Origin of the sequence: Acidaminococcus fermentans DSM 20731 (genome assembly GCF_000025305.1) — a bacterium.
Lineage (GTDB): Bacteria > Bacillota > Negativicutes > Acidaminococcales > Acidaminococcaceae > Acidaminococcus > Acidaminococcus fermentans.
This window is the reverse complement of sequence record NC_013740.1, coordinates 401,837-425,844: the sequence shown is the minus strand read 5'-3', so window position 1 is coordinate 425,844 and position 24,008 is coordinate 401,837. Positions and strand designations below refer to the sequence as shown.

Below are 24,008 nucleotides of genomic sequence, written 5' to 3'. Positions count from 1 at the left end.
TCAGCCCTCAGGCCTTTCCTTCTTCCTTTTCCATGGTTTCCCGTACGCTTTCTTCACAGGACCGCATGGCCAGGATGCTCTGTTCAAAAAGTTTGTTCAGATCCCAGCCCAGCAGGTCCGCCCCCTGCTGGATCACGTCCCGGCTGCAGCCGGCGGCAAAGTGTTTGTCCTTGAACTTCTTCTTCAGGGATTTCACTTCCATATCCTGGACGCTTTTGCTGGGCCGCATAAGGGCCGCTGCCCCGATGAGCCCGGACAGTTCGTCCACCGCATAGAGGACCTTTTCCATTTCCTCTTTGGGTTCCACATCGCTGCACCGGGGCCAGCCGTGACTGGCCACCGCATGGATCAGCCGGTCGTCCCAGCCCTTTTCCTTCAGGATCTCCGCTTCCTTCCGGCAGTGCTGTTCCGGATACTTTTCAAAGTCCAGATCGTGGAGCAACCCCACCAGGCCCCAGAAATCCTCTTCCTCTCCATAGCCCAGTTCCCGGGCAAAATAGCGCAGGCAGCCTTCCACCGTCAGCCCATGCTGGAGATGGAAGGGTTCCTGGTTGTATTCCTTCAGCAGTTCCCATGCTTCTTCTCTTGTATTCGGCATTTCTGTCTCTCCTTCCCGTGTCATTATCCCCAGTATACCACAAGGAAATCAGAAGGAGAAACAAATCTTTTCAAAAGAAGCACATTTTTTGCACAAAATCGTTCAAACTGTGCATTTCCATACACCGGTTCCCCCACTATAATAGAGGGCTGTAAGGAGTTGATACCCATGCAGGAACAAAAAATCAAAAAACTGACCCTGGCAGGGATGTTCGCCGCTCTGGCCTTCGCCTGCTTTTCCTATCTCCGGATCGAAATCCCCATGGGCCTGGGGCTCACCGGGAAAATCTACGTAGGCCACGCCTTCATCCTGCTGTCCGCCCTGGTGCTGGGAGCAAAATACGGAGCCCTTTCCGGGGCCATCGGCCTGGCCCTGGCAGATCTGCTGGCCGGATACACCACCTCCGCGCCCCCCACCTTCCTGGCCAAGTTCCTCCTGGGCTGGTCCACCGCCTGGGCCGCTCAGCACCTGTGCCATCTGGACCGGCAGACCGATGACAGAGCCCGGCTCCGGGCCGCAGCCCTGGCGGCCGTTTTCGGTTCCGTGGTCAACGTGGTCACCGAACCCCTGATCCGGTTCAGCTTCAAGTTCTTCATCCTGGGGATGCCCCGGCAGATTGCCTACATAAGCGCCCTCAACTGCGCCGTAAGCATGGCCGTAAGCAATGTGGTGTCCGTGGTGCTGACGGTAATCCTGTACAAGGTTGCAGAAAAAAGCATCCGGATATAAAAAAGGGGATGTGAAAAAATGATTTTCACATCCCCGTCACTAGTCTCTAGTCACTAGTCTCCAGCCGATGGAAGCCAGCTTACGCTGGCAAATTTAAGGCGCTGTGAATGATTTTTTCACAGCGCCTTTTTGTCTTACTTTGCGTAATCCACCGCTCTGGTTTCCCGTACGATGACCACTTTGATCTGTCCCGGATATTCCATATCCTCTTCGATCTTCTTGGCCACATCGTGGGCCAGGATAGTGGCGGCATCGTCGTCCACCTTTTCCGGTTTCACCATGATCCGGATTTCCCGACCGGCCTGGACGGCATAGCATTTTTCCACGCCGTCGAAGGATTCGGCAATTTCTTCCAATCGTGTCAGCCGTTTCAGATACGTTTCCAGGGTTTCCCGACGGGCTCCCGGACGGGCAGCCGAAATGGCGTCGGCGGCAGAAACCAGCACGGCCTGGACGGACGTGGGTTCGCAGTCCCCGTGGTGGGACATGATGGTGTTGATCACGATATCGGATTCGTGATACCGTTTGGCCACTTCCGCCCCCAGGTCCACATGGGACCCTTCCACTTCGTGGTCCACGGCCTTGCCGATGTCGTGGAGCAGCCCGGCCCGCTTGGCCGAGTTCACGTCCACGCCCAGTTCGGCGGCCATCAGGCCGGCCAGATGAGCCACTTCCGTGGAATGCTTCAGCACATTCTGCCCGTAGCTGGTCCGGTATTTCAGCCGGCCCAGCAGCTTGATCAGTTCCGGATGGATGCCATGGACACCCACCTCGAAGGTGGCCTGTTCCCCGGCTTCCTTGATCTTCTGATCCAGTTCCTTCTGGGCTTTTTCCACCATTTCCTCGATCCTGGCCGGATGGATCCGGCCGTCGTTGATCAGCTTCTCCAGGGCGATCCGGGCCACTTCCCGGCGCACAGGGTCGAAGCCGGAAATGATCACCGCTTCCGGCGTATCGTCGATGATCAGGTCGATGCCGGTCAGGGTTTCCAGGGTCCGGATGTTCCGGCCTTCCCGGCCGATGATCCGGCCCTTCATTTCATCGTTGGGCAGGGGCACTACCGTAACCGTGGTTTCCGCCACCTGATCCGCCGCACACCGCTGGATGGCCAGAGAGATGATTTCCCGGGCCTTCTGGTCCGCGGTATCCTTGGCTTCCTGTTCCATTTCCTTGATCAGGCGGGCTTTGTCATGTTTGACTTCTTCCCGCACATTGTCCAGCAATTCCTGTTTGGCTTCTTCGCTGGTGAGCCCGGAAATCCGTTCCAGTTCCACCATCTGCTGGTCATACAGGGCATCGACTTTGGCCTGGGCTTCCCGCAGGCGGTTGCTTTGTTCCAGAAGTTTTTCTTCCTTCTTTTCATAAGCATCCATCTTTTTGTCGACGTTTTCTTCCTTCTGGACCAGACGCCGTTCATTTTTACTGAGCTCTGCTCTTCTTTCCTTGTTTTCCCGTTCCATTTCGGACCGGAGACGGTGGATTTCTTCCTTGGCTTCCAGCAGCGCTTCCTTCTTTTTGGCATCGCCTGCTTTTTTTGCTTCTTCCAGGATCTGTTTGGCAGTCTCTTCTGCGGAACCGATTTTGCCTTCTGCTACGTTTTTACGAGCCAGATATCCGCCTCCAACGCCTAATAAACAAAGGACTACAGCAATAACTACACTCATGGGATCTATGATGAGCACCTCCTCTTTTGCGTATTTTTCATCAAACCCTACTCATACAATAAATAAGGCAACCCGAGGTCGCCTTAACACCCAATGAACACGATTGGACAGAAATATTTTATAGTATTTTCACAGAGGTGTCAATAAAAAGGGGCTGTTGCCTGGGCAACAGCCCCTTTTTAGTCTCTAGTCACTAGTCCCCAGTCTCTAGCCAGTGGAGGGAACCCGGGCTGCGGGTTCCTATAAATCCTTTGAAAAATCTTCCAGTGCGCTGGCTATGGCGCCGCTGCCGAAGCCCCGGCTGGCCAACATCCTTGCCAGAGCGGCCTTGGCTTTCCGGTGATCTTCCGGATATTTCCGCCGGATTTTTTCCCCCTGGGCTTCCGCCAGGGCCAGGGCCCGTTGGGTTTCTTCCTCTTCCGTCACGTCTCCCAGCGCGTCCCGGGCCTCTTCCCCGGACAGGCACCGCCGGGTAAGCATCAGCCGCAGGTACTGCTTCCCGTAAAACTTTTTCCGGCGCCAGGCGTCCAGCACCGAATGGGCACAGCGAAAATCATCCACAAAATGATGGTCCGCCAGCTTCTGGATCACCTGGTCCTGGAGTTCTTCCGGGCAGCCCCGTTCCCCCAGCTTCTGCCGCAGTTCCCGGGTGCTGTGGTCCCGGAGGGCCAGTTTGTCCAGGCAGTAATTGTAGGCTTCCGCATGGGTGGTCAGGGATTTTTTGGATTTACTCCACATGGTCTCCATCCGTTTCCGGAGTCATCACCAGTCCGTCCGGTTCCTGGGCCGTTTCCTGGACCGGCACCGGTTTTCCGTCCGCCGGCAGGCCGGCAGCCGCCCGGATCCGGGCTTCCACTTCTGCGGCCATATCCGGATGTTCCTTCAGGAAGGTCTTGGTATTTTCCCGTCCCTGACCGATCCGCTGGTCTCCGTAGGAATACCAGGCACCACTCTTGTTCAGGATGTTGTACTGGACCCCCAGATCCACCAGACAGCCTTCGTGGGAAATCCCTTCCCCGTACATAATGTCGAATTCCGCCTGTTTGAAGGGAGGCGCCACCTTGTTCTTCACCACTTTCACCCGGGTGTGGTTCCCGATGATGTCGTTGCCGCTCTTCAGGCTTTCCACCCGGCGCACATCCATCCGGATGGTGGAGTAGAACTTCAGGGCACGGCCCCCGGTGGTCACTTCCGGATTTCCGAACATGACCCCTACTTTTTCACGGATCTGGTTGATGAACACCGTCGCCGTCCGGGATTTGGCAATGACCCCGGTGAGTTTCCGCAGGGCCTGGCTCATGAGCCGGGCCTGGAGGCCCACATGGGAATCCCCCATATCCCCTTCGATTTCCGCTTTGGGCACCAGGGCCGCCACCGAGTCGATGACGATGATGTCGATGGCACCGCTGCGCACCAGGGCGTCACAGATTTCCAGAGCCTGTTCCCCAGTATCCGGCTGGGAAATCAGCAGGTTGTCGATGTCCACTCCCAGGTGCCGGGCATATTCCGGATCCAGGGCGTGTTCCGCATCGATGAAAGCCGCATAGCCGCCCCGTTTCTGGGCTTCGGCGATCATGTGCAGGGCCACGGTGGTCTTCCCGGAAGATTCCGGTCCGTAGATCTCAATGATCCGGCCCCGGGGAATCCCCCCGACCCCCAGTGCAATATCCAGGGACAGGGCCCCGGTGGGAATGGTTTCAATATTCATTTTGGCGCTGGCGGCTCCCAGCTTCATGATAGATCCCTTGCCGAAATCCTTTTCGATCTGTTTCAGGGCCGCATCCAGCGCTTTATTTTTCTCCGCATCCAAACTCATGTTGTCATCTCCTTGTACCACAGTTGCTCTATCTAGTATATAAACGTTTGTTCGTAAAGTCAAGCTTTTCTGGGGAGATCTTTCAGTTCCTGCTGGGTGAATACGTAGGATTTGTTGCAGTACTGGCAGTGGACTTCGGTCTGGGGATCCTGGAGGATCTCTTCAAAGTCTTTCTGAGGCAGACCGCAGAGCATCCCGGCCACCTTTTCCCGGCTGCAGCCGCAGTGGAAGGAAACAGGATGGGATTCCAGGATTTCCACCGGCAGCCCCTTGGCCACCTTCCGGATCATCCCTTCCGCATCCAGACCGGTCTGGAGCAGCTCCGTCACATAGGGAAGGGTCAGGATATTGTCTTCCAGGGTCTTGATGGTTTCTTCCGAAGCATCCGGCAGCAGCTGGACGAAGTACCCGCCGGAAACAGCCACGGACCCGTCTTTTTCAATGAGCACGCCCAGGGCCACACTGGAGGGAGTCTGTTCGGACACCGCCAGGTACCGGGTGAGATCCGCTGCGATTTCCCCGCTTTTCAGGGTGGAAACCCCGGTGAAAGGTTCTCCCTGGAGAGGGCACCGGGTCACGGTGACCACCCCATAGTGGCCCACGCCGCCGCCCACGTCCAGCTTGCCGTTTTTCGGCGGCAGCATCACTTCCGGATGCATCACAAAGCCCCGGACCTGATAATCCCGGGCATCGGCCATCACCTGGCCCAGGGGGCCATCCCCCTTGAACCGGACCGTCACCGCTTCCCCGGCCTTCATGGTGGCGGCCAGCAGCAGGGCCCCGGCAGCGGTACGGCCCAGGGCCGCCGCTGCCAGAGGGGTACAGTGATGGATCTCGTTCATGTGCTGGGTCAGATGGGTGGTGGTCACGGCATAGATCCGGGCATCCCCGGCAGTGGCCTTGACTAACACGTCTTCCATAGGCACCTCTTACAGTTCCTTGGTCAGGTTGACCATTTCAATGACTGCCATGGCCGCATCGGAACCCTTGTTCCCGGCCTTGGTGCCGGCCCGTTCCACAGCCTGTTCGATGTTTTCAGTGGTCAGCACCCCGAAAGCCGTGGGGACTTCCGTTTCCATGTTCACCAGGGCCACCCCTTTGGACACTTCGTTGCACACGTAGTCGTAATGGCTGGTGGCACCCCGGATCACGGCGCCCAGGCAGATGATGCCGTCATATTTGCCGCTTTTGGCCATTTTCTTGGCAATCAGGGGGATTTCAAAGGCACCGGGCACCCAGGCCACAGTAATGTCGTCCTCATTGGCCCCATGCCGGCGCAGGGTGTCTTCCGCCCCGCTGAGCAGTTTGCTGGTGATGAATTCGTTGAAACGGGACACCACGATCCCGATTTTCAGACCTTCCGCTAACAGTTGACCTTCCAGAATTTTCATTTTGCATCCTCCACATCTTCATGTAATTCGTGGCCCATCCGGACCTGTTTGGTAACCATGTACCGATGGTTGTAGCAATTGTCTTTCATAATGATGGGTACGGTTTCCGTAATGGTGATCCCATAACCGGAAAGCCCTGCCCGTTTGGCCGGGTTGTTGGTCATCAGCCGGATGCTGGTGAGCCCCAGATCCGCCAGGATCTGTGCCCCGATGCCGTAATCCCGCATATCCGGTTTGAAGCCCAGCTTCACATTGGCATCCACCGTATCCAGCCCCTGATCCTGAAGTTCATAGGCCCGGAGTTTGTTGGCCAGGCCGATACCCCGGCCTTCCTGCTGCATGTACAGCACCACGCCGCAGCCTTCCTTTTCGATCATCTTCAGGCTGGTGGCCAGCTGATCCCCGCAGTCGCAGCGGAGGGACCCCAGGGCATCCCCGGTGAGGCATTCCGAATGGACCCGGACCAGCACATCCTTCTTGCCGGCCACATCCCCTTTGATGATGGCCACATGGCATTTGTCGTCCAGGTCGTTTTCGTAGCCGATGGCCCGGAAGGTGCCGTATTTGCTGGGCAGGGCCACATTGGCGATCCGGTGGACCATTTTTTCATTTTTCTTCCGGTAGGCGATGAGATCCGCCACGGTGATGAAGGTCAGGTTAAATTTCCTGGCGAATTCGATCAGTTCCGGAGTCCGGGCCATGGTGCCGTCTGCGCTCATGATTTCGCAGCAGATACCCACCGGTTTCAGTCCGGCCAGCCGGCACAGGTCCGTAGTGGTTTCCGTGTGGCCGGTACGCCGGAGCACCCCGCCTTCCCGGCTGCGCAAAGGGAACACATGGCCGGGCCGGCGGAAATCTTCCGGTTTGGCGCTTTCGTCGGTGCATTTCTTGATGGTGTAGGCCCGTTCCACGGCAGAGATCCCGGTGGTGGTGTCCTTGTGGTCGATGGAAACGGTGAAGGCCGTTTCATGGTTGTCCGTGTTGTTGGCCACCATGGGTTCCATCTGGAGCCGGTCCAGGATGGCCCCGTCACAGGGCATGCAGATCAGGCCTTTGGCGTGGGTGGCCATGAAATTGATGTCGTCCGGAGTCACATACTCCGCACTCATGATCAGGTCCCCTTCGTTTTCCCGGTCGGGATCGTCAGTGACCAGGACCATTTTCCCGGCCCGGATGTCTTCAATGGCCTGTTCAATGGGGGCAAACTGAAATTTTTTATCCATGATTTTCTCTCCTTACATAAATCCATTTTCGAAAAGGGTGGCTTTGGTCAGCCCCCCGGATTTTCTGGTTTCCAGCATCCGTTCCACATATTTCCCCAGGATGTCCGTTTCCAGGTTCACCTTGTCTCCGGTCTTTTTGAAGCCCAGGGTGGTGAACTGGACGGTGAGGGGGATCAGGGAGACGGAAAAGGTGGTGTCCGTCACTTCCGTGATGGTCAGGCTGATGCCATCGATGGCAATGGATCCCTTGGTGACCATGCCCCGGAGCAGCTCCGGGCTGCAGCTGATGGTGGTGACTTTGGCAATGCCTTCCGGGCGGATCTTCACAATGGTTCCCACCCCGTCCACATGGCCGCTGACAATGTGCCCATCCAGTCCGTCCCCTACATGGAGGGTCCGTTCCAGGTTGATCCGGTCCCCCTTCTTCAGGGAACCGATGGTGGTCCGCCGGGCGGTTTCCGGCATCACATCCACGGTGAAGCGCTGGCTGTCAAACTTCGTCACCGTCAGGCAGGCCCCGTTGCAGCAGACGCTTTCCCCGATTTTCAGCAGGGGCGGAATGGTCTGGGCGGCAATGGTGAGCCGGTAGGAATTCTGTTCCCGGCGCAGGTCCTCCACCTTGCCCAGTTCCGCAATGAGTCCCGTAAACATGGCCTCAGCTCCTTTCCAACAGGCCCGTGACCATCAGGTCCGTGCCGAAGGCTTCGTACTGAGGTTCCTGGAGGGTCACCCGCAGGTCCATGTTCCGGGCCCCCCGGCCCCCGATGGCACCCAGGTTCCGCTTGCCCCCGATCAGGCAGGGAGCGATGAAGGCATAGACCCGCTGGGCCAGCCTGCCGTCAAAGAAGGCACCATGGACCTGGCTGCCTCCTTCCACCAGCACGCTGGTCTTTTCCTGCTGTCCCAGTCTGTCCAGCAGGATGCCCAGATCCAGGGCCCCGTTCTTTTCCGGGATCTGCCATACGGTCACCTGGTCCAGGGCCTGGAAGGCTGCCGCTTTGTCCCGGTCCGCTTTCAGGGAGGTGACCAGGAGGGTCCTGGCTTCCCCGTCGGTGAACACCTTCCGGTCCATGGGCAGCTGACAGTGGCTGTCCAGGACGATCCGCAGGGGATTCTTTCCTTCCACCAGCCGGCAGGTCAGGGACGGATCGTCGTTGAGCACCGTGTTCTTTCCCACCAGGATGCAGTCGTAGATGCTCCGGAGCTTGTGGGCATAAGTCCGGGACTGCTCATTGGAGATCCATTTGGAATCTCCGGAGGCCGTGGCGATTTTCCCGTCCAGGGTCATGGCGTATTTCAGGGCCACAAAAGGACGGCCCGTCTTCATCCAGTGCATGAACACTTCGTTCTGCCGGTTGGCTTTGTCCGCCAGTACCCCCCGGACCACTTCCACCCCCGCTTCCTGGAGCCGGGCAAAGCCCCGTCCGGCCACTTTCGGGTTGGGATCGTCCGCCGCCGCCACCACTTTTTTGATGCCGGCCCGGATCAGGGCCTCACAGCAGGGGCCCGTACGGCCGTAATGGGAGCAGGGCTCCAGGGTCACATAGGCGGTGCAGCCTTCCACCTGGTTCCCGGCATCCGCCATGGCCATGATTTCCGCATGGGGCTGGCCGGCTTTGTGGTGGTAGCCTTTGCCAACGATCTGCCCTTCCGGGTTTACGATGACGCAGCCCACCAGAGGATTGGGACTGGTGCAGCCCCGGGCTTTTTCCGCCAGGTCCAGGGCCATCTGCATATATTCTTCGTCTGTCACTGTTTCACCCGCTTTCATGATTTGCCAAATACAAAGCCGTGCCATCCGGGGAGGATAGCACGGCAAATATACTTTTCCGAACCTGTCTTTTCTCATCCAGACTGTACTGTCGGTATCGGAATTTCACCGATTCGTGCCAAGGCTCGCGGACTTTACCGCCGGTAGGGAATCGCACCCCTCCCCAAAGACAAAACTTATGATGTTGTTCCGGAAATATTATATCATATCTGTATGGGATTGCAAGAAGCCAGATACGGCGCGGTGCGCCTTGAAAAACTCATATCGAACCGCAGGGGCCGCAGGCCCGGCGGCCCGCTGGATGCACGGACAAGCAGCGGTTTGGCGGGCTGCCCGGCGTGCAGCCCCTACAGGATCGCAACGGGGTATCGGATTCCAGCCGTCCCGTTCTTCACTCTGCACTCTTCCCTTTTTCCTGCAATCAGAAGGAGTATTCCGCCCCTACGATGATCCGCCGGCCGGGCATGGGATAGATGTCCTGGTTTTTGAATACACCGCTGTATTCCGCGTAGGCTGCATTGTTCAGGTTGTAGAAGTTGGCAAAGCCGGTCCAGTTGTGGGTGAACTTGTACCGGGCAGCCAGGTCCAGGGTGAAGTAATTGTGTTCCCCATACTTTTCGCCGGACAGCCCGGAACCGCCCCGACCCGTCAGGGACACGTTCCACTTGGTGTCGTGGTAGCGGACCCCGGCCTGGTAGTAATTGGGGGCATAATTCACATCCTTCACATAGCCCTTTCCGTCATTCCTGTTGTCTTCCACCTTCACATAGGTGTAGGCGGCATTCAGTTCCCACAGTTTGTTCAGGTGATGGGTGACGGACAGGCTCATGCCCCGTTTCTTCTGCTTGTTGATGTTTTCTGCCTGCCAGTAATACCCATAATCAGCCCACCGGATGGCATCGTTCAGCTGGCTGTAGAAACCGGTAATACCAACGTCGGTTTTTGAATCGATTTTGAAGTTGTATCCGGCGCTCCATACATTCCCGGTTTCCGGTTTCAGATTTTCATTGCCCCGCATGAAATCATAGGAATCCCGATAGAACAGATCATCAGTGGTAGGTGCTCTGAATACGGAGTTCCAGCTGATATAGGCATTGCTGTCCTTGCTGAATTTCTTGTTCACCGCCACGCTGCCGGTGGTCCGGTTCCCGGCCTTGCTGTGGTCATCATACCGGACGCCGGTATTCAGCTGCCAGGTGGGAGCGAATTTCCACTGATCCTGGAGGAACACGGCTTTGTTGTTGTATTTGCCATCAGTATAGATCCCCACATGATCCACTTTGGCATTCCGGTATTCCAGACCTGCCACCAAAGTATTGGTATCGCTGAGGACGAAATTCTGCTGTCCTTCCAGTCCCCAGTCTGTTTCATTCATGTCACCATCATTATAAGAGAATGTCCCGAAATTGGTATATCCATAGTAATTTCGGTAAGCCTGCACATATCCGGCATTCCCGGCCTCCCGATTCCATTCATACCGGATTCCCACATTGTTGGTCTTTTTCGTTGCATGACGCTGGTCCGTATTGGGATAATACGCTTTTGAATAAGAATCATAGGTATACAGTCCGGAACGGAAATTCCCGTCCAGATTGGAGTAATCGTAGTTCACCGTCAAGCCGTCGCTTTTGGTAAAATCCTGGGTCAGTTTCAGGGAAATGGAATCCTGGGTGTAGTTGGACTGTCCGTCCCATCTTTTGGTATCCCCATTGGTGTCTTTGTATTTCAGGTAAGAAGCCTTGTTCCGGTTGATTCCTACCTGGAAGCCGGTCTTATCCTGCTTTCCGCCGAAAGAAAGTCCCAAGTCCTGGGTACCCCAGGAGCCATAACCCACATGGACTGTGCCGGTGGTCTCTTCCGGAGTCTTGGTGATGATGTTGATGACACCTCCCACCGCATCAGCCCCGTACAGGGTGGAAGCCCCGCCTTTCACCACTTCGATCCGTTCGATCATGCTGACCCCAGGAAGGGTATTGGCGTCAAAAGTGGATTTCCCATTGGTGGAGCCCATGCTGTAGTTGATCCGGCGGCCATCCACCATCACGACCACCCGGTCGTCCCCGTTCAGAATCACCCGCCGTTCAAAAGCCGGACCACTGGCATCCAAGACCCGTGCCCCTGGCACATCCTCCAGGGCATCGATGACCGTCCGGTAGCCCCGGTCGGAGATCTGCTGGCTGGTGATCACGGTTACATCCGCCGGCGTATCCACCTTCTGGTTCTTCAGCCGGTTGGCCGTGATCACAATTTCCTGGGCAGGTTTTTCTGCCTGTTCCTGTTCTGCGGCCCACACCACAGACGTACTGCCGGCCAGTACGGCCGTCAGCACGGCGGCAGCCAGTTTTTGATTCCACACTTCTTTCATCCGATAACTTCCCTTCTTTTTCATAGAATAGTTTTCTATTAGTCTATCCTATCTGCTGTTATAACACAAGTAGACTGAAGTTATGGACTCCTATAGATTAAAGGAATAGCAAAAGGCGCTGTGAAAAAATCATCCACAGCGCCTTTATTTCGCCAGCGTTAGCTGGCTTCCATCAGCTAGTGACTATTGACTAGTGACTAGTGACGGGGTGTGAAAAAGCATTATTTCACACCCCCTGTCTCAATAACTCACATGCATCAGATACAGCCCCTGGGCCGGGGCAGCCATGCCGGCCTGTTTCCGGTTTTTGGCCGCCATCACCCGGGCGAAATCTTCTTCATTCCACTGGCCCGTGCCCACCCGGACCAGGCAGCCCACGATGTTCCGGACCATCCGGTACAGAAACCCGTCCCCGGTAATGGTGAAGGTGTACAGATTTCCGTCCTGGACCCAATGGGCTTCGGTCAGGGTCCGCACCGGCGAGGTATCCTGGCTTCCCTGGTTCTTGAAGGAGGTGAAGTCATGCTTTCCCAGGAGCAGGGCCGCCGCCCGGTTCATGGCCTCCACATCCAGTTTCTCCCGGATCTCCCAGGTAGTGTTCCGCTGGGTGGGATCCGGCAGGGGGGAATAATAGATTTTATACTGGTAGGTCTTGTCCACCGCGTCGAACCGGGCGTGGAAATCATCCCGGACCACTTCCGCTTCCCGGATGGCAATGTCCGGCGGCAGATGGGGTTCCAGTGCCCGGCGGTAGTTTTCCGGCGGGATCCGGGAACTGGTGGCAAAGGAAATCACCTGGCCCAGGGCGTGGACCCCTGCATCGGTCCGTCCGGCGGCCTTGATCAGGATGGGTTCCTTCAACACTTCCGTCAGGGCCTTTTCCAGCACCTGCTGGACCCCCACCCCGTTTTTCTGCCGCTGGAACCCCTGGTAACGGGTTCCGTCATAGGCCACTGTGGCTTTAATGGTCCGGATCATGCGGGGATCCCCCAGCGCAGGAAAGCCAGCAGGACAAACAGGGCCAGCATCACCAGCCCGGTCAGGGCATCGGCTTTGCCGTAGACCAGTTCATGCATCCGGGTCCGTCCTTCCCCGCCCCGGTAGCACCGGGCTTCCATGGCCAGAGCCAGTTCGTCCGCCCGGCGGAAGGAGGAGATGAACAGGGGAATCAGGATGGGCAGCATGTTTTTGGCCCGCTTCATGATGTTCCCGGAGGAAAAATCCGCCCCCCGGGACATCTGGGCCTTCATGATCCGGTCTGTTTCCTCCAGCAGGGTGGGAATGAACCGGAGGGCGATGGTCATCATCATGGCCAGTTCGTGGGCCGGCACCCCGATTTTTTTGAAGGGACGGAGCAGGGATTCAATGCCGTCGGTCAGCACAATGGGAGACGTGGTGAAGGTCATCAGGGAAGACACCAGGAGCAGCAGGACCAGCCGCAGGGACATCTTCACCCCCAGCACGATCCCTTCTCTGGTGACGGTGATGAACTTCCAGTGCCACAGGGCTTCCCCCGGATCCGTGACAAAATGGATCACCATGGTCAGCAGGATGATGATCCACAGGGGCTTGATGGACCGGAGCAGCAGTCCTGCCGGCAGTTTGGCCAGGGCAGCCCCCAGCACGATGAACCCGATGAGGATCCCGTAGGAAAGGGGCGAATTGGCCAGGAATACCATGACCATATAGAACAGCACCGCCAGGATCTTGGTCCGGGGATCCAGCCGGTGGATGCAGGAATTCCCGGGATAGTACTGTCCCAGGGTAATGTCTGTCAGCATGTTTTCCACCCCTTTGCTTTGTCAATGGCCCGGATCAGTTCTTCTTTGGTGAGGGGCGTCCCTTCAATGGGCAGGCCCTGGTTCCGGAGTTCTTCCGCCAGTTTCACGCTTTCCGGCACGTCCACGGAAAGGGATTCCAGTTTTTCCCGTTCATGGGTGAACAGCTCCCGGGCCGGACCGTCCAGCTGGAGCCGGCTGTCACTCATGACCAGGAGCCGGCTGGCGTACTGGGCGGCTTCTTCCATGCTGTGGGTAATCAGCAGCACCCCCATTTTCCGTTTCTCGAAGATTTTCCGCAACTGGCCGAAGATGCTGTCCCGGCTGATGGGATCCAGCCCGGCACTGGGTTCGTCCATGATCAGGTAATCCGGTTCCATGGCCACCACCCCGGCAATGGCCACCCGGCGCATCTGCCCCCCGGAAAGCTGGAAGGGTGACCGCTGGGCGAAGGTGTCGAAATCCAGGTCCACGAATTCCATAGCGCTGCGCACCGCTTCTTCCACCTCCGGTTCGGACTTTCCCTGGTTCCGGGGCCCGAAAGCGATGTCTTCGTAGATGGTTTCCGCAAACAGCTGGTGTTCCGGATACTGGAACACCATACCCACCCGGTTCCGGGCCGTCTTGGCTTCCGGAGTCTTTGCCGCCAGGTCCACCCCGTCCACCAGCACCTTCCCCGCCATGGGATGGAGCAGTCCGTTGAGATGCTCCGCCAGGGTGGATTTGCCGCTGCCGGTATGGCCGATGAGAGCCACGAACTCCCCTTTTTCCAGGGTGAAGCTCACATCATCCAGGGCCTTCTTTTCCAGGCTGGTATGGGTCATATAGGTATAGGAGATATGGTCTACTTGGATGGACATAATGCTTCACACAACTCCTTATGGGTAATGATGGGCGGCAGCCGGTGGCCCTGTTTGTCCAGGGCATCTGCCACTTCCGCCGCCAGGGGGCATTCCAGCCCCAGGCCCCGGATCCGGTCCACCTGGGTGAATACTTCCTTGGGTGTCCCTTCCAGGACGATCTTCCCTTTTTCCATGGCGATGATCCGGTCGGCCAGGATGGCCTCTTCCATTTTATGGGTAATGTACACAATGGTGATATGCTTTTCTTTGTTCAGCTTCAGCACCGTGGAGACGATTTCCTTCCGTCCCTTGGGATCCAGCATGGCGGTGGGCTCGTCAAAGACGATGCACCGGGGTTCCAGGGCCAGCACCCCGGCAATGGCCACCCGCTGTTTCTGGCCTCCGGACAGCCGGTGAGGGGCCCGTTTGGCATAATCCAGCATATCCACGGCCGCCAGGGCTTTTTCCACCCGGGGACGGATTTCCGGCCCGGGGACACCGATGTTCTCCAGCCCGAAAGCCACATCTTCCTCCACAATGGCTGCCACGATCTGGTTGTCCGGGTTCTGGAACACCATGCCCACGGTCTGGCGCACGGGCCAGAGATTTTCTTCTATGGCGGTATCCAGGCCGCCCACCAGGCAATGACCGCTGGTGGGGGTCAGGAGACCGTTGAAATGACGGGCCAGGGTGGATTTTCCACTGCCGTTGGTCCCGATAATAGCCACAAATTCGCCGGGAGCAATGGACAGGTCGATTCCCTGGAGTGCCGTCATTTCCTGATTTTGCCCATCCACATAGGTATGGGTCAGATTTTTCGTTTCAATGATCGGTTCCATAACATCCTCCATAAAGTTAAATTATAGCTTCGTTTACTGGAATCAGTCAATAAAAAAGGGGGGTGTGAAAAAATGCTTTTTCACACCCCGTCACTAGTCACTAGTCTCTAGTCACTAGCCGATGGAAGCCAGCTGACGCAAGCGAAATAAAGGCGCTGTGGATAATTTTTTCACAGCTCCTTCTCAGTCAGCGGTCAGCAGCCGTTGGAAATCAATTTTGCAAATTGATTTCGAAATGGGAAAACCAATGATTCTCCGAAATCGTTTCATCGTTGTTCAAAGCCAGCTTTGCTGGCTTCATTTGGCCGTTGACAGGGCTGTTGCATATGCAACAGCCCTGCACACTTACAGCACCCCTGCGGGCAGAGTCATTTCCACTCCCGGTCCGATGGGCAGGCCCAGGGTCATCCAGACAATCAGGAAGATGATCCAGACGATCTGCAGGCAGACGGCAATGGGGATCAGGTTGGAGACCAGGGTCCCGATGGCGGCCTTGGGCATGTATTTTTCCTGGGCCACACTGAGGATCATCCACAGATAGGGGTTCATGGGCGTAAAGCAGTTGGTGGGAGAATCCCCCAGCCGGTACAGCAGCTGGGTAAAGCCCGGATGATACCCCAGCAGCATGAACATGGGGATGAAAATGGGGGCGAAGATGGCCCACTTGGCGGACCCGGAGGACATGAAGATATTCACCAGGCTGGTAATCAGCACAAACAGCACGCACATGGGCAGTCCGGTAAAGCCCACGTTCTTCAGGAAGTCAGCGCCTCCGATGGCCAGCAGGGTCCCCAGATGGGTCCAGCTGAACAGGGCCTGGAACTGGCCGCAGAAGAAGCAGAACACCACAAAGGCGCCCATGCCGCTCATCTGATGGACCATGGCCTTGTTCACATCTTTGATGCAGGTGAAGGAACCGGTGGTGAAGCCATAGGTGAGCCCGGCCAGGCTGAACATGACGAACAGCAGGGGAATCAGGCCTTTCAGCAGCGGGGAACCCACAAAAGTGTGCCCGTCCTTGGACAGCACACCGGTGAAGAACCCGGCAGCCAGGATCAGGATATAAATCACCACCACAAGAGCGGCCCGGTTCAGCCCCTTCACTTCGATGGGCTTCACCTCTCCCAGTTCTTCATCGGCCCCCGGTCCGTCATAGACCCCGAAACGGGGTTCCACGATCTTGATGGATACCAGGGCGATGATCAGGGCACAGAGGAAGGTGGATGCGAACATGAAGTACCAGTTGCAGGTTACATCCACCGCAAAGACCCCGGCCTTGCCGAAGAACCCGTCAATGGCCTGGTTGGTCAGCCCCTGGAGCAGGGAATCAGTACCGGCGATCATCAGGTTGGCCCCGAAGCCGGCTTCTGCCCCGGCAAAGCCCACCATCATCCCCACTACAGGATGTTTCCGCACCCCGATGTAAGCAACGGCCGCCAGGGGCGGGATCACCACCATGGCCGTATCGGAGGCGATGTTGCCGCAGACCCCCAGGAACGCCACGATGAAGGGCACCAGGGAAGGCGGTACCCCTTTCATGCACCGGCGGAGCAGAGCCGCCAGCATGCCGGATTCTTCACAGAACCCGATGGCCAGGGTCATGGTAATCACCAGGCCCAAAGGAGCAAACCCGGTAAAGTTCTTCACCAGGGTGGTCAGCAGCCATTGGATGCCGGCCTTGGTGAAAAAGTTCTGGGAGGTGACGATTTTGTGGGAAGCGGGGTTTTCCAGAGCAAATCCCGCCTGGGTGCAGATGGCCCCCACCACGGCTGTGATCACAAACAGGATGCAGAACAGGATGGCCGGGGGCGGCAGCCGGTTGCAGACCCGTTCCACGGTATTGAGAAAACGGTCCAGCAGACTGCCTTTTGTTGCGTTCTTTGTTTCCATTGAGAGTCCTCCTTTGATCCAGGTTCCTTTGGGAAGAGACAGTTCCTTTCTCTCTGCAAAAGAGCCCTTTGTTCTCCGAAAGATTTTTCAGAGACAATGTTAAAAAAATTACAAGAATTCCTTTATATTATACCAGAAAGCGGGACAGAATTGTTGAATTTTCAATACTTTTCTGAAGAAAAGTCCATTTCATACGGACATTGTCAGATTATTTTCCGTTTTTTGTTCCGGTTCCTGTGCCCTCCTGTTTTCAGTCCCGTTAGCCCTACTGTAAGTACACCTTTTTATACTTTTTACAGAATATTGTACTTTCTTGCTTTTCCACTCTAAAGTGTATTCCCCAATGCCCCGGAAAGAACAGCACCATCCGCCAGCACTGTCCCCTGTCATTTCCATCCAGTTTCCCCATGGTTCCGGCAACAAGGATCATCGTTCGGATGCCCCTCTTCTCCACTATGGATTCTGCAATAAAAAAAGAACCCGTCCGTTTGGGACGGGTTCTATCCATCGGCTCGAGACTCATGGCCCGAGACCCAAGACCGTGTGCCGCCTGGCGGCACACAAAACTTACAGCACTCCGGCCGGCAGGGCAATGCCCACGCCCGGTCCGAAAGGCAGACCCAGCATCATCCAGATCACCAGGAAGATGATCCAGGCGATCTGCAGGACAACGGCAATGGGGATCATGTTGGAAATCAGGGTCCCGATGGCGCAGTCCGGCATGTATTTTTCCTGAGCCACACTGAGGATCATCCAGATGTAGGGGCTCATGGGCGTGAAGCAGTTGCCCGGAGAGTCACCCAACCGATACAGCAGCTGGGTAAAGCCAGGATGGTAACCCAGCAGCATGAACATGGGAACGAAGATGGGGGCGAAAATGGCCCACTTGGCAGAACCGGAAGACACGAAGATGTTCACGATGGCGGAGATCAGGATGAAGGCGATACACATGGGAATCCCGGTGAAGCCCACACCCTTCAGGAAGTTTGCCCCGCTGATGGCCAGCAGGGTGCCCAGTTTGGTCCAGTTGAACAGACCCTGGAACTGGCCGCAGAAGAAGCAGAACACCACATAGGCACCCATTCCGCTCATCTGTTTCACCATGGCGGAGTTGATGCTCTTCACATTGGTGAACTTTCCGGTGGTCTTCCCATATACAATACCCGCAATACTGAACAGAAAGAACAGCAGCGGGATCAGGCCTTTCAGCATCAGGGATCCCACCACGGTCACACCGTCCTTGGACAGGACCTGGGTCTTGAAGCCCACGATAACGATGGCAATGTAGACCAGGCAGGCCAGGCCGGCATTGTGCAGCCCCTTGATTTCCAGGGGAGTCACTTCTTCCATCAGGGATTCTTCTTCGGATCCTTCATATTTCGGGAACCGGGGTTCGATGATGTGGATGGAAACCCAGCCGATGACGGCACCGCAGAGAAAGGTGGATACAAACAGGAAGTACCAGTTGCAGGTAACATCCACAGCAAACAGCCCGGGCGCTCCCAGGAACGCATCGATGGCCTGGTTGGTCAGGCCCTGGAGCAGGGAGTCAGTACCGGCCACCATCAGGTTGGCGGTGAACCCGGCCTGTGCCCCGGCATACCCCACCATCATGCCCACTACCGGGTGTTTCTTGACCCCGATGTACACAATGGCTGCCAGAGGAGGAATGACGATCATGGCCGTATCGGATGCGATGTTCCCGCAGGTTCCCAGAAAAGCGATCAGATACGGAACCACACCGGGCGGCACATTTTTCAGAGACCGTCTCAGCATGGCCACCAGCAGACCGGATTCTTCACAGAACCCGATGGCCATGGTCATGGTGATTACCAGACCCAGAGGAGCGAATCCGGTAAAGTTCTTGACCAGGTTGGTCAAAAGCCACTGGACCCCCGCTTTGGAGAACAGATTCTGAGAGACAACGGCTTTCCCCGTTGCCGGGTTTGTCAGGCTGAAGCCCGTACTGGTCAATCCGGCACCAATCACAGCAGTAATGAGGAATAAGACCACGAAAAGGATGGCGGGCGGCGGCAGTTTGTTGCATACCGTTTCGATGGTATTCAGGAAACGGTCCACCCACGTTTGCTTTGCTGCGTTTTTTGCAACCATTGAATGACAACCCCCTTAAATAAAATATTTGTATGCTGAATGCAGTATATCAAAAACTGCATCGCAACCAGAATATCAAACATTTTTATTCATAGTCCTTGAATCGTTTATATAATAGCACTGTTTTCCTTTCCTTGTCCAGTGATTCTTTCCTCTGGACGTGTATACTTTCAATATGTTATAATCTGTACAAGTTTTCACTTATAAATTTGTAACAGGAAAGGGCGGAACACAAAAATGGAAGAAGTTGTGATACAGATTTTCCCCAATATGACCGTGTGGAAGCTACATTCCCTGAAGGAATACCTGGTTTTCTTTCTGATGCTCCTGGGCGGATTCCTGGTGTTCCGGTTCTGGATCCGCCGGATGAAAAAGAACCGGACATGGGAAGGCGGCAGAAAAAGGACATTGGATGCGGTAAAATCGGGATCCCGGAAGGATTTCACCGATGTTTCTTCCTATACATTCGATTTTTCCCCGGATTCCCTCTGTATTCTCCTTCCCCATGACATCCTGTTGTTACGGGTAGTGTATCATGGATACAGGATACAAGGTTCGGAACGGAGTGAACAATGGGAGTTGAAAGACAATTCTGGAATCATTTCCGTACCCAATCCCCTGCAGCTTTTGGAGAAAGAGCGGGAAAAGCTGGAAAAATCGCTGGAAGCCGCCCACAGTCCCCAGCTGCCCATCCATACCTTCGTCATCGGAGCGGATAATTATGCAGAACCGGTGTTCCAGCTGGACGAAGGAGCCCGGTCCCACGCCTTGAGCCTGCCGGAACTGAAAAAATGGATCCGCCAGCGGAACCTGGATCCCATCACCGAAAAAAAACGCCAGGAAATCCTGGCTGTCTTTGGCCGCTGACTGTTGACAGTTGACAAAAGAAGAGAGTGTTGCACGTTTCGTGCAACACTCTCTTCTTTTGTATTGTTTATTCTTCCACCGGTGCTTCTGCAGCAGGAGCTTCTGCGGCAGGGGCTTCGGATGTCACAGCGGGAGCTTCCTCGGCGGCTTCTGCCGGACGATGGATCTTCAGCTGGATGTTCCGGTACTTGGGCATGCCCGTACCAGCCGGGATCAGTTTCCCGATGATAACGTTTTCTTTCAGGCCCAGCAGCGGATCCACCTTGCCCTTGATGGCGGCATCGGTAAGGTTCCGGGTGGTTTCCTGGAAGGAAGCGGCGGACAGGAAGGAATCGGTGGCCAGAGAAGCCTTGGTGATCCCCAGCAGGATGGGATGGCCGGTAGCCGGCTGTTTCCCTTCGGCCAGGACTTCATCATTTTCGTCTTCAAACTGGGCGATATCCACTACGGAGCCCGGCAGCATGTTGGTGTCGCCGGCTTCGTCGATCTTGTACTTCCGCATCATCTGACGGACCATGACTTCCACGTGTTTGTCGTTGATTTCCACGCCCTGGGATTTGTAAACGCCCAGAACCTGCTGCACCAGATAATGCCGGGTGGCGGCAGGACCGGAAATCCGCAGGATGTCGTGGGGGTTCAGGGAACCTTCGGTGAGCCGGTCGCCCACTTCCACTTTGTCCCCTTCTGCCACATGGATCTTGGCACCATACGGAATATGGTAGGATTCTTCCGTACCATCTTCCTTGCGGATGACCACAAAACGGCCTTCGTCCTTTTCCTGGATATCCACAGTCCCGGCCACTTCGGTCAGGATACCAGGATGTTTCGGTTTCCGTGCTTCGAACAGTTCTTCGACACGGGGAAGACCCTGGGTGATATCGTCAGCACCGGCAACACCGCCGGTGTGGAAGGTTCTCATGGTCAGCTGGGTACCCGGTTCGCCGATGGCCTGGGCAGCGATGGTGCCGACGGCTTCGCCCACTTCCACCTTCTTGGCGGTGGCCAGGTTGCGGCCGTAGCAGGCACGGCAGACCCCAAAGTGGGATTTGCAGGTCAGTACGGAACGGATCTTCACTTTTTCCCGCAGGTCAGCGATCACATCGGCCATGTCTTCGGTGATGTAGTCGTTGATATGGTAGATGACCTTGCCGTCTTTGTCAGCAATGTCTTCGGCCAGGGTACGGCCCACCAGACGGTCACGGAGAGATTCCAGCACCGTGCTCTTGTTTTTGCCGGAGGTGATGGCTTCCACATAGACACCATCCACTTCGTTGTTCCGGATTTTCAGTTCCTTCACAGTCCCGTCTTCCAGGATCTTTTCGATCACGTCAGCGGTGAACTTGTCGCCGGCTTTGGCCAGGACTTCATCCTTTTCGTTGACAATGTCTTCTTCCACCTGTTTGTCCAGGAAGTGATGGGTCATGTGTTCCCGGAAGGCAGCCTTGACTTTGTCTTCCGGCACGTTGATGGCCAGAGTTTCCGGTTCTTCGCCGCTTTCCTCGTCAGCCGGATACAGGCTGATTTCCAGGATATGGGCGGCCATGAGACGGTCGTACACTTCTTCCGTCACCACCGTATCGGCTTCGGCCAGGATGGAATCCCCTTCCGGATCCATCACGCTGGCAGCCAGGGTACGGCCAATGGCATAGTCCTTCAGTTTATGCTGGCTGGAACCCAGGACGGCTTTGCAGAACCGTGCCCGTTCCCGGACCAGATTCATGCCGGTCACGTCGCAGTCGTCTTCCCGGACGATAACGTCCTGGGCCACGTCTACCAGACGGCGGGTCAGGTAACCGGAGTCAGCGGTACGCAGTGCGGTATCGGTCAGACCTTTCCGGGCACCGTGGGAAGAAATGAAGTATTCCAGAATGGTCAGGCCTTCACGGAAGTTGGATTTGATGGGTCGGTCGATGATCCGGCCGGAAGGGTCAGCCATCAGACCACGCATACCGGCCAGCTGACGGATCTGCTGCACGTTACCACGGGCACCAGAGTTGGCCATCATGTATACAGGGTTGAAGGGGTCCATGGTGTGTTTCATCAGGGCGTTGGCCACGTCTTCGGTGGCTTTGTCCCAGATGGCGATGACCTTGCGGTACCGTTCGTCATCACTCATGAGACCGCGGTTGAAGATGGTTTCCACTTTGTCGACCTGCTTTTCAGCGGCGGCCAGGATGGAAGCCTTTTCTTTCGGGATCTTGATATCGGAAGCGGCGATGGACAGACCGGATTTGCAGGCGTTGTCATAGCCCAGCTTCTTGACGATATCCAGGACCCGGGCAGTACCGAAGTTGCCGTACAGTTTGTGGGCTTTGGCAACCAGGCGGCCCAGTTCCTTCTTGTCGATCAGTTTGCCCAGCAGCCAGGTGCCGTCTTCCTGCTTGGAATAATACCGCATTTCCACAGGCAGTTCGCAGTTGTAGATAATGTTGCCCATGGAGGTGGTCACCAGGCTTTCGCCCTGGTCGGAGGGTTCCGGGAAGATTTCCGCATTGGGAACCTTCACCTTGATCCGGGCCTGGAGGTCGATCACATGGTTGAAATAAGCCAGACGGGCTTCGTCAAAGCTGATGAACCGGCGGCCTTCGCCTTTGGCTCCATCCTTGAAGATGGTCAGGTAGTAGGCCCCCAGAACCATATCCTGGGTAGGAACGGTAATGGGTTTCCCGTCTTTGGGTGCCAGGATGTTGTTGACGGACATCATCAGCACCCGGGCTTCGGCCTGGGCTTCAGCGGACAGGGGCAGATGGACAGCCATCTGGTCCCCATCGAAGTCGGCGTTGTAGGGGGTGCAGACCAGAGGATGCAGCTTGATGGCCCGGCCTTCGGACAGGATCGGTTCGAAGGCCTGGATGCCCAGTCTGTGCAGGGTCGGAGCACGGTTCAGCAGTACAGGATGTTCTTTGATGACATCTTCCAGTACATCCCATACGGCATTGGTGGCCCGTTCCACCATCCGTTTGGCGCTCTTGATGTTGGTGGCGGCGCCGGTTTCCACCAGGCGCTTCATCACAAAGGGCTTGAACAGTTCCAGTGCCATTTCTTTCGGCAGGCCGCACTGGTGCATCTTCATTTCAGGCCCTACCACGATTACGCTACGGCCGGAGTAGTCAACCCGTTTCCCCAGCAGGTTCTGACGGAAACGGCCCTGCTTCCCTTTCAGCATATCGGACAGGGATTTCAGAGGACGGGTGCCGGGACCCGTTACGGCACGGCCGCGGCGGCCGTTGTCGATCAGGGCATCTACGGCTTCCTGGAGCATCCGTTTTTCGTTCCGGACGATGATGTCCGGAGCCTGGAGTTCCTGGAGCCGTTTCAGACGGTTGTTCCGGTTGATGACCCGGCGGTACAGGTCGTTCAGGTCACTGGTGGCGAAACGGCCGCCGTCCAGCTGGACCATGGGGCGCAGGTCGGGAGGGATGACCGGGATCACGTCCATGATCATCCATTCCGGCTTGTTGCCGCTCTTCAGGAAGGCTTCGCACACATCCAGACGGCGGACAATGTTCCGTCTCTTCTGGAGGCTGGTTTCGGTCTTCAGGGCAGCCCGCAGTTCTTTGGTCAGTTCTTCCACGTTGATTTCATGGAGCAGTTCCTTGATGGCTTCTGCACCCATGCCAACCCGGAAGGTGGGACCGTATTCATCCAGTTTTTCCTGGTATTCCGCTTCGGTGAGCAGCTGTTTCTTGGTCAGGTTGGTGTCACCGGGATCCAGGACGATGTAGCTGGCAAAGTACAGGACTTTTTCCAGGGCTCTCTGGCCGATGTCCAGGATGGCCCCCATCCGGCAGGGAATCCCCTTGAAATACCAGATGTGGGATACGGGAGCAGCCAGTTCGATGGAGCCCATACGGTCACGGCGGACCTTGGAGCGGGTGACTTCCACGCCGCATTTGTCGCAGACAACGCCCTTGTAACGGATGCGTTTGTACTTGCCGCAGTGGCATTCCCAGTCCTTGGTGGGCCCAAAGATCCGTTCGCAGAACAGACCGTCCCGTTCCGGTTTCAGGGTTCTATAGTTGATGGTTTCCGGTTTGGTCACTTCCCCGTGGGACCAGGCTCTGATCTTCTCCGGGGAGGCCAGACCGATTCTCATAGAATGAAATTTATTTACGTCCAACAA

The 24,008-nt window shown here is 56.4% G+C and carries 19 protein-coding genes and 1 riboswitch; of the genes, 2 read left to right on the top strand and 17 right to left on the bottom strand.

What is annotated here, in order from left to right:
• Positions 1–7 precede the first annotated feature (7 nt).
• On the bottom strand, positions 8–598 hold the full coding sequence (locus ACFER_RS01915) for a hydrolase (protein ID WP_012937758.1): 591 nt from the start codon (positions 596–598) through the stop codon (positions 8–10).
• Positions 599–766: 168 nt separating this feature from the next.
• Here ACFER_RS01915 and ACFER_RS01910 point away from each other — a divergent pair, with 168 nt between their 5' ends.
• Positions 767–1,327 (top strand): ECF transporter S component, encoded by a 561-nt coding sequence (locus ACFER_RS01910; protein WP_012937757.1) that lies wholly within the window; start codon positions 767–769, stop codon positions 1,325–1,327.
• 134 nt (positions 1,328–1,461) lie between these two features.
• On the opposite strand, the gene rny is transcribed toward ACFER_RS01910, so the two are convergent.
• From rny to ACFER_RS01830, 15 genes are all read right to left on the bottom strand, one after another.
• Positions 1,462–2,991, bottom strand: coding sequence for a ribonuclease Y (gene rny / locus ACFER_RS01905; RefSeq protein WP_012937756.1), 1,530 nt, complete (start codon positions 2,989–2,991; stop codon positions 1,462–1,464).
• A 240-nt stretch (positions 2,992–3,231) separates the two neighbouring features.
• Positions 3,232–3,729 (bottom strand): regulatory protein RecX, encoded by a 498-nt coding sequence (locus ACFER_RS01900; protein WP_012937755.1) that lies wholly within the window; start codon positions 3,727–3,729, stop codon positions 3,232–3,234.
• On the bottom strand, positions 3,719–4,807 hold the full coding sequence (recA, locus tag ACFER_RS01895; protein ID WP_012937754.1) for a recombinase RecA: 1,089 nt from the start codon (positions 4,805–4,807) through the stop codon (positions 3,719–3,721). The genes ACFER_RS01900 and recA overlap by 11 nt, the downstream gene beginning before the upstream one ends.
• A 59-nt stretch (positions 4,808–4,866) precedes the next feature.
• Positions 4,867–5,727 carry an Hsp33 family molecular chaperone HslO gene (gene hslO / locus ACFER_RS01890; protein WP_012937753.1) on the bottom strand — a complete coding sequence of 287 codons (861 nt, stop codon included), beginning with the start codon at positions 5,725–5,727 and terminating at the stop codon, positions 4,867–4,869.
• Between the two features lie 9 nt (positions 5,728–5,736).
• The gene (ribH, locus tag ACFER_RS01885; RefSeq protein WP_012937752.1) at positions 5,737–6,198 is read right to left on the bottom strand and encodes a 6,7-dimethyl-8-ribityllumazine synthase; all 462 of its coding nucleotides are present in this window, start codon (positions 6,196–6,198) and stop codon (positions 5,737–5,739) included.
• On the bottom strand, positions 6,195–7,421 hold the full coding sequence (locus ACFER_RS01880) for a bifunctional 3,4-dihydroxy-2-butanone-4-phosphate synthase/GTP cyclohydrolase II (RefSeq protein ID WP_012937751.1): 1,227 nt from the start codon (positions 7,419–7,421) through the stop codon (positions 6,195–6,197). Before ACFER_RS01880 ends, ribH begins: the two co-directional genes overlap by 4 nt.
• A 12-nt stretch (positions 7,422–7,433) precedes the next feature.
• Positions 7,434–8,072 (bottom strand): riboflavin synthase, encoded by a 639-nt coding sequence (locus ACFER_RS01875; protein ID WP_012937750.1) that lies wholly within the window; start codon positions 8,070–8,072, stop codon positions 7,434–7,436.
• Between the two features lie 4 nt (positions 8,073–8,076).
• A complete protein-coding gene (ribD, locus tag ACFER_RS01870; protein WP_012937749.1) occupies positions 8,077–9,192 on the bottom strand; it encodes a bifunctional diaminohydroxyphosphoribosylaminopyrimidine deaminase/5-amino-6-(5-phosphoribosylamino)uracil reductase RibD in 1,116 nt (371 codons plus the stop codon).
• A 62-nt stretch (positions 9,193–9,254) separates the two neighbouring features.
• A riboswitch (FMN riboswitch) is annotated at positions 9,255–9,367 on the bottom strand.
• Between the two features lie 246 nt (positions 9,368–9,613).
• On the bottom strand, positions 9,614–11,557 hold the full coding sequence (locus ACFER_RS01865) for a TonB-dependent receptor plug domain-containing protein (protein ID WP_012937748.1): 1,944 nt from the start codon (positions 11,555–11,557) through the stop codon (positions 9,614–9,616).
• 240 nt (positions 11,558–11,797) lie between these two features.
• Positions 11,798–12,535, bottom strand: coding sequence for a tRNA pseudouridine(38-40) synthase TruA (gene truA / locus ACFER_RS01860; RefSeq protein ID WP_012937747.1), 738 nt, complete (start codon positions 12,533–12,535; stop codon positions 11,798–11,800).
• Complete coding sequence (locus tag ACFER_RS01855; RefSeq protein WP_012937746.1) at positions 12,532–13,338, bottom strand: energy-coupling factor transporter transmembrane component T family protein; 807 nt, start codon at positions 13,336–13,338, stop codon at positions 12,532–12,534. The genes truA and ACFER_RS01855 overlap by 4 nt, the downstream gene beginning before the upstream one ends.
• Entirely contained in the window at positions 13,332–14,195 is an 864-nt protein-coding gene (locus tag ACFER_RS01850) for an energy-coupling factor transporter ATPase (protein ID WP_012937745.1), read from the bottom strand. Before ACFER_RS01850 ends, ACFER_RS01855 begins: the two co-directional genes overlap by 7 nt.
• Entirely contained in the window at positions 14,180–15,016 is an 837-nt protein-coding gene (locus ACFER_RS01845) for an energy-coupling factor transporter ATPase (RefSeq protein WP_012937744.1), read from the bottom strand. The genes ACFER_RS01850 and ACFER_RS01845 overlap by 16 nt, the downstream gene beginning before the upstream one ends.
• Before the next feature lie 345 nt (positions 15,017–15,361).
• Positions 15,362–16,906, bottom strand: coding sequence for an AbgT family transporter (locus ACFER_RS01840; protein WP_012937743.1), 1,545 nt, complete (start codon positions 16,904–16,906; stop codon positions 15,362–15,364).
• Between the two features lie 567 nt (positions 16,907–17,473).
• The gene (locus ACFER_RS01830; RefSeq protein ID WP_012937742.1) at positions 17,474–19,018 is read right to left on the bottom strand and encodes an AbgT family transporter; all 1,545 of its coding nucleotides are present in this window, start codon (positions 19,016–19,018) and stop codon (positions 17,474–17,476) included.
• A 237-nt stretch (positions 19,019–19,255) separates the two neighbouring features.
• Between ACFER_RS01830 and ACFER_RS01825 the strand changes: the two genes are divergently transcribed.
• Positions 19,256–19,885: an NERD domain-containing protein gene (locus tag ACFER_RS01825; RefSeq protein WP_012937741.1), complete on the top strand. Its 630-nt coding sequence runs from the start codon at positions 19,256–19,258 to the stop codon at positions 19,883–19,885.
• A 67-nt stretch (positions 19,886–19,952) separates the two neighbouring features.
• Here the strand turns inward: ACFER_RS01825 and rpoC are convergent, their stop codons facing one another.
• Positions 19,953–24,008: a DNA-directed RNA polymerase subunit beta' gene (rpoC, locus tag ACFER_RS01820; RefSeq protein WP_012937740.1), complete on the bottom strand. Its 4,056-nt coding sequence runs from the start codon at positions 24,006–24,008 to the stop codon at positions 19,953–19,955.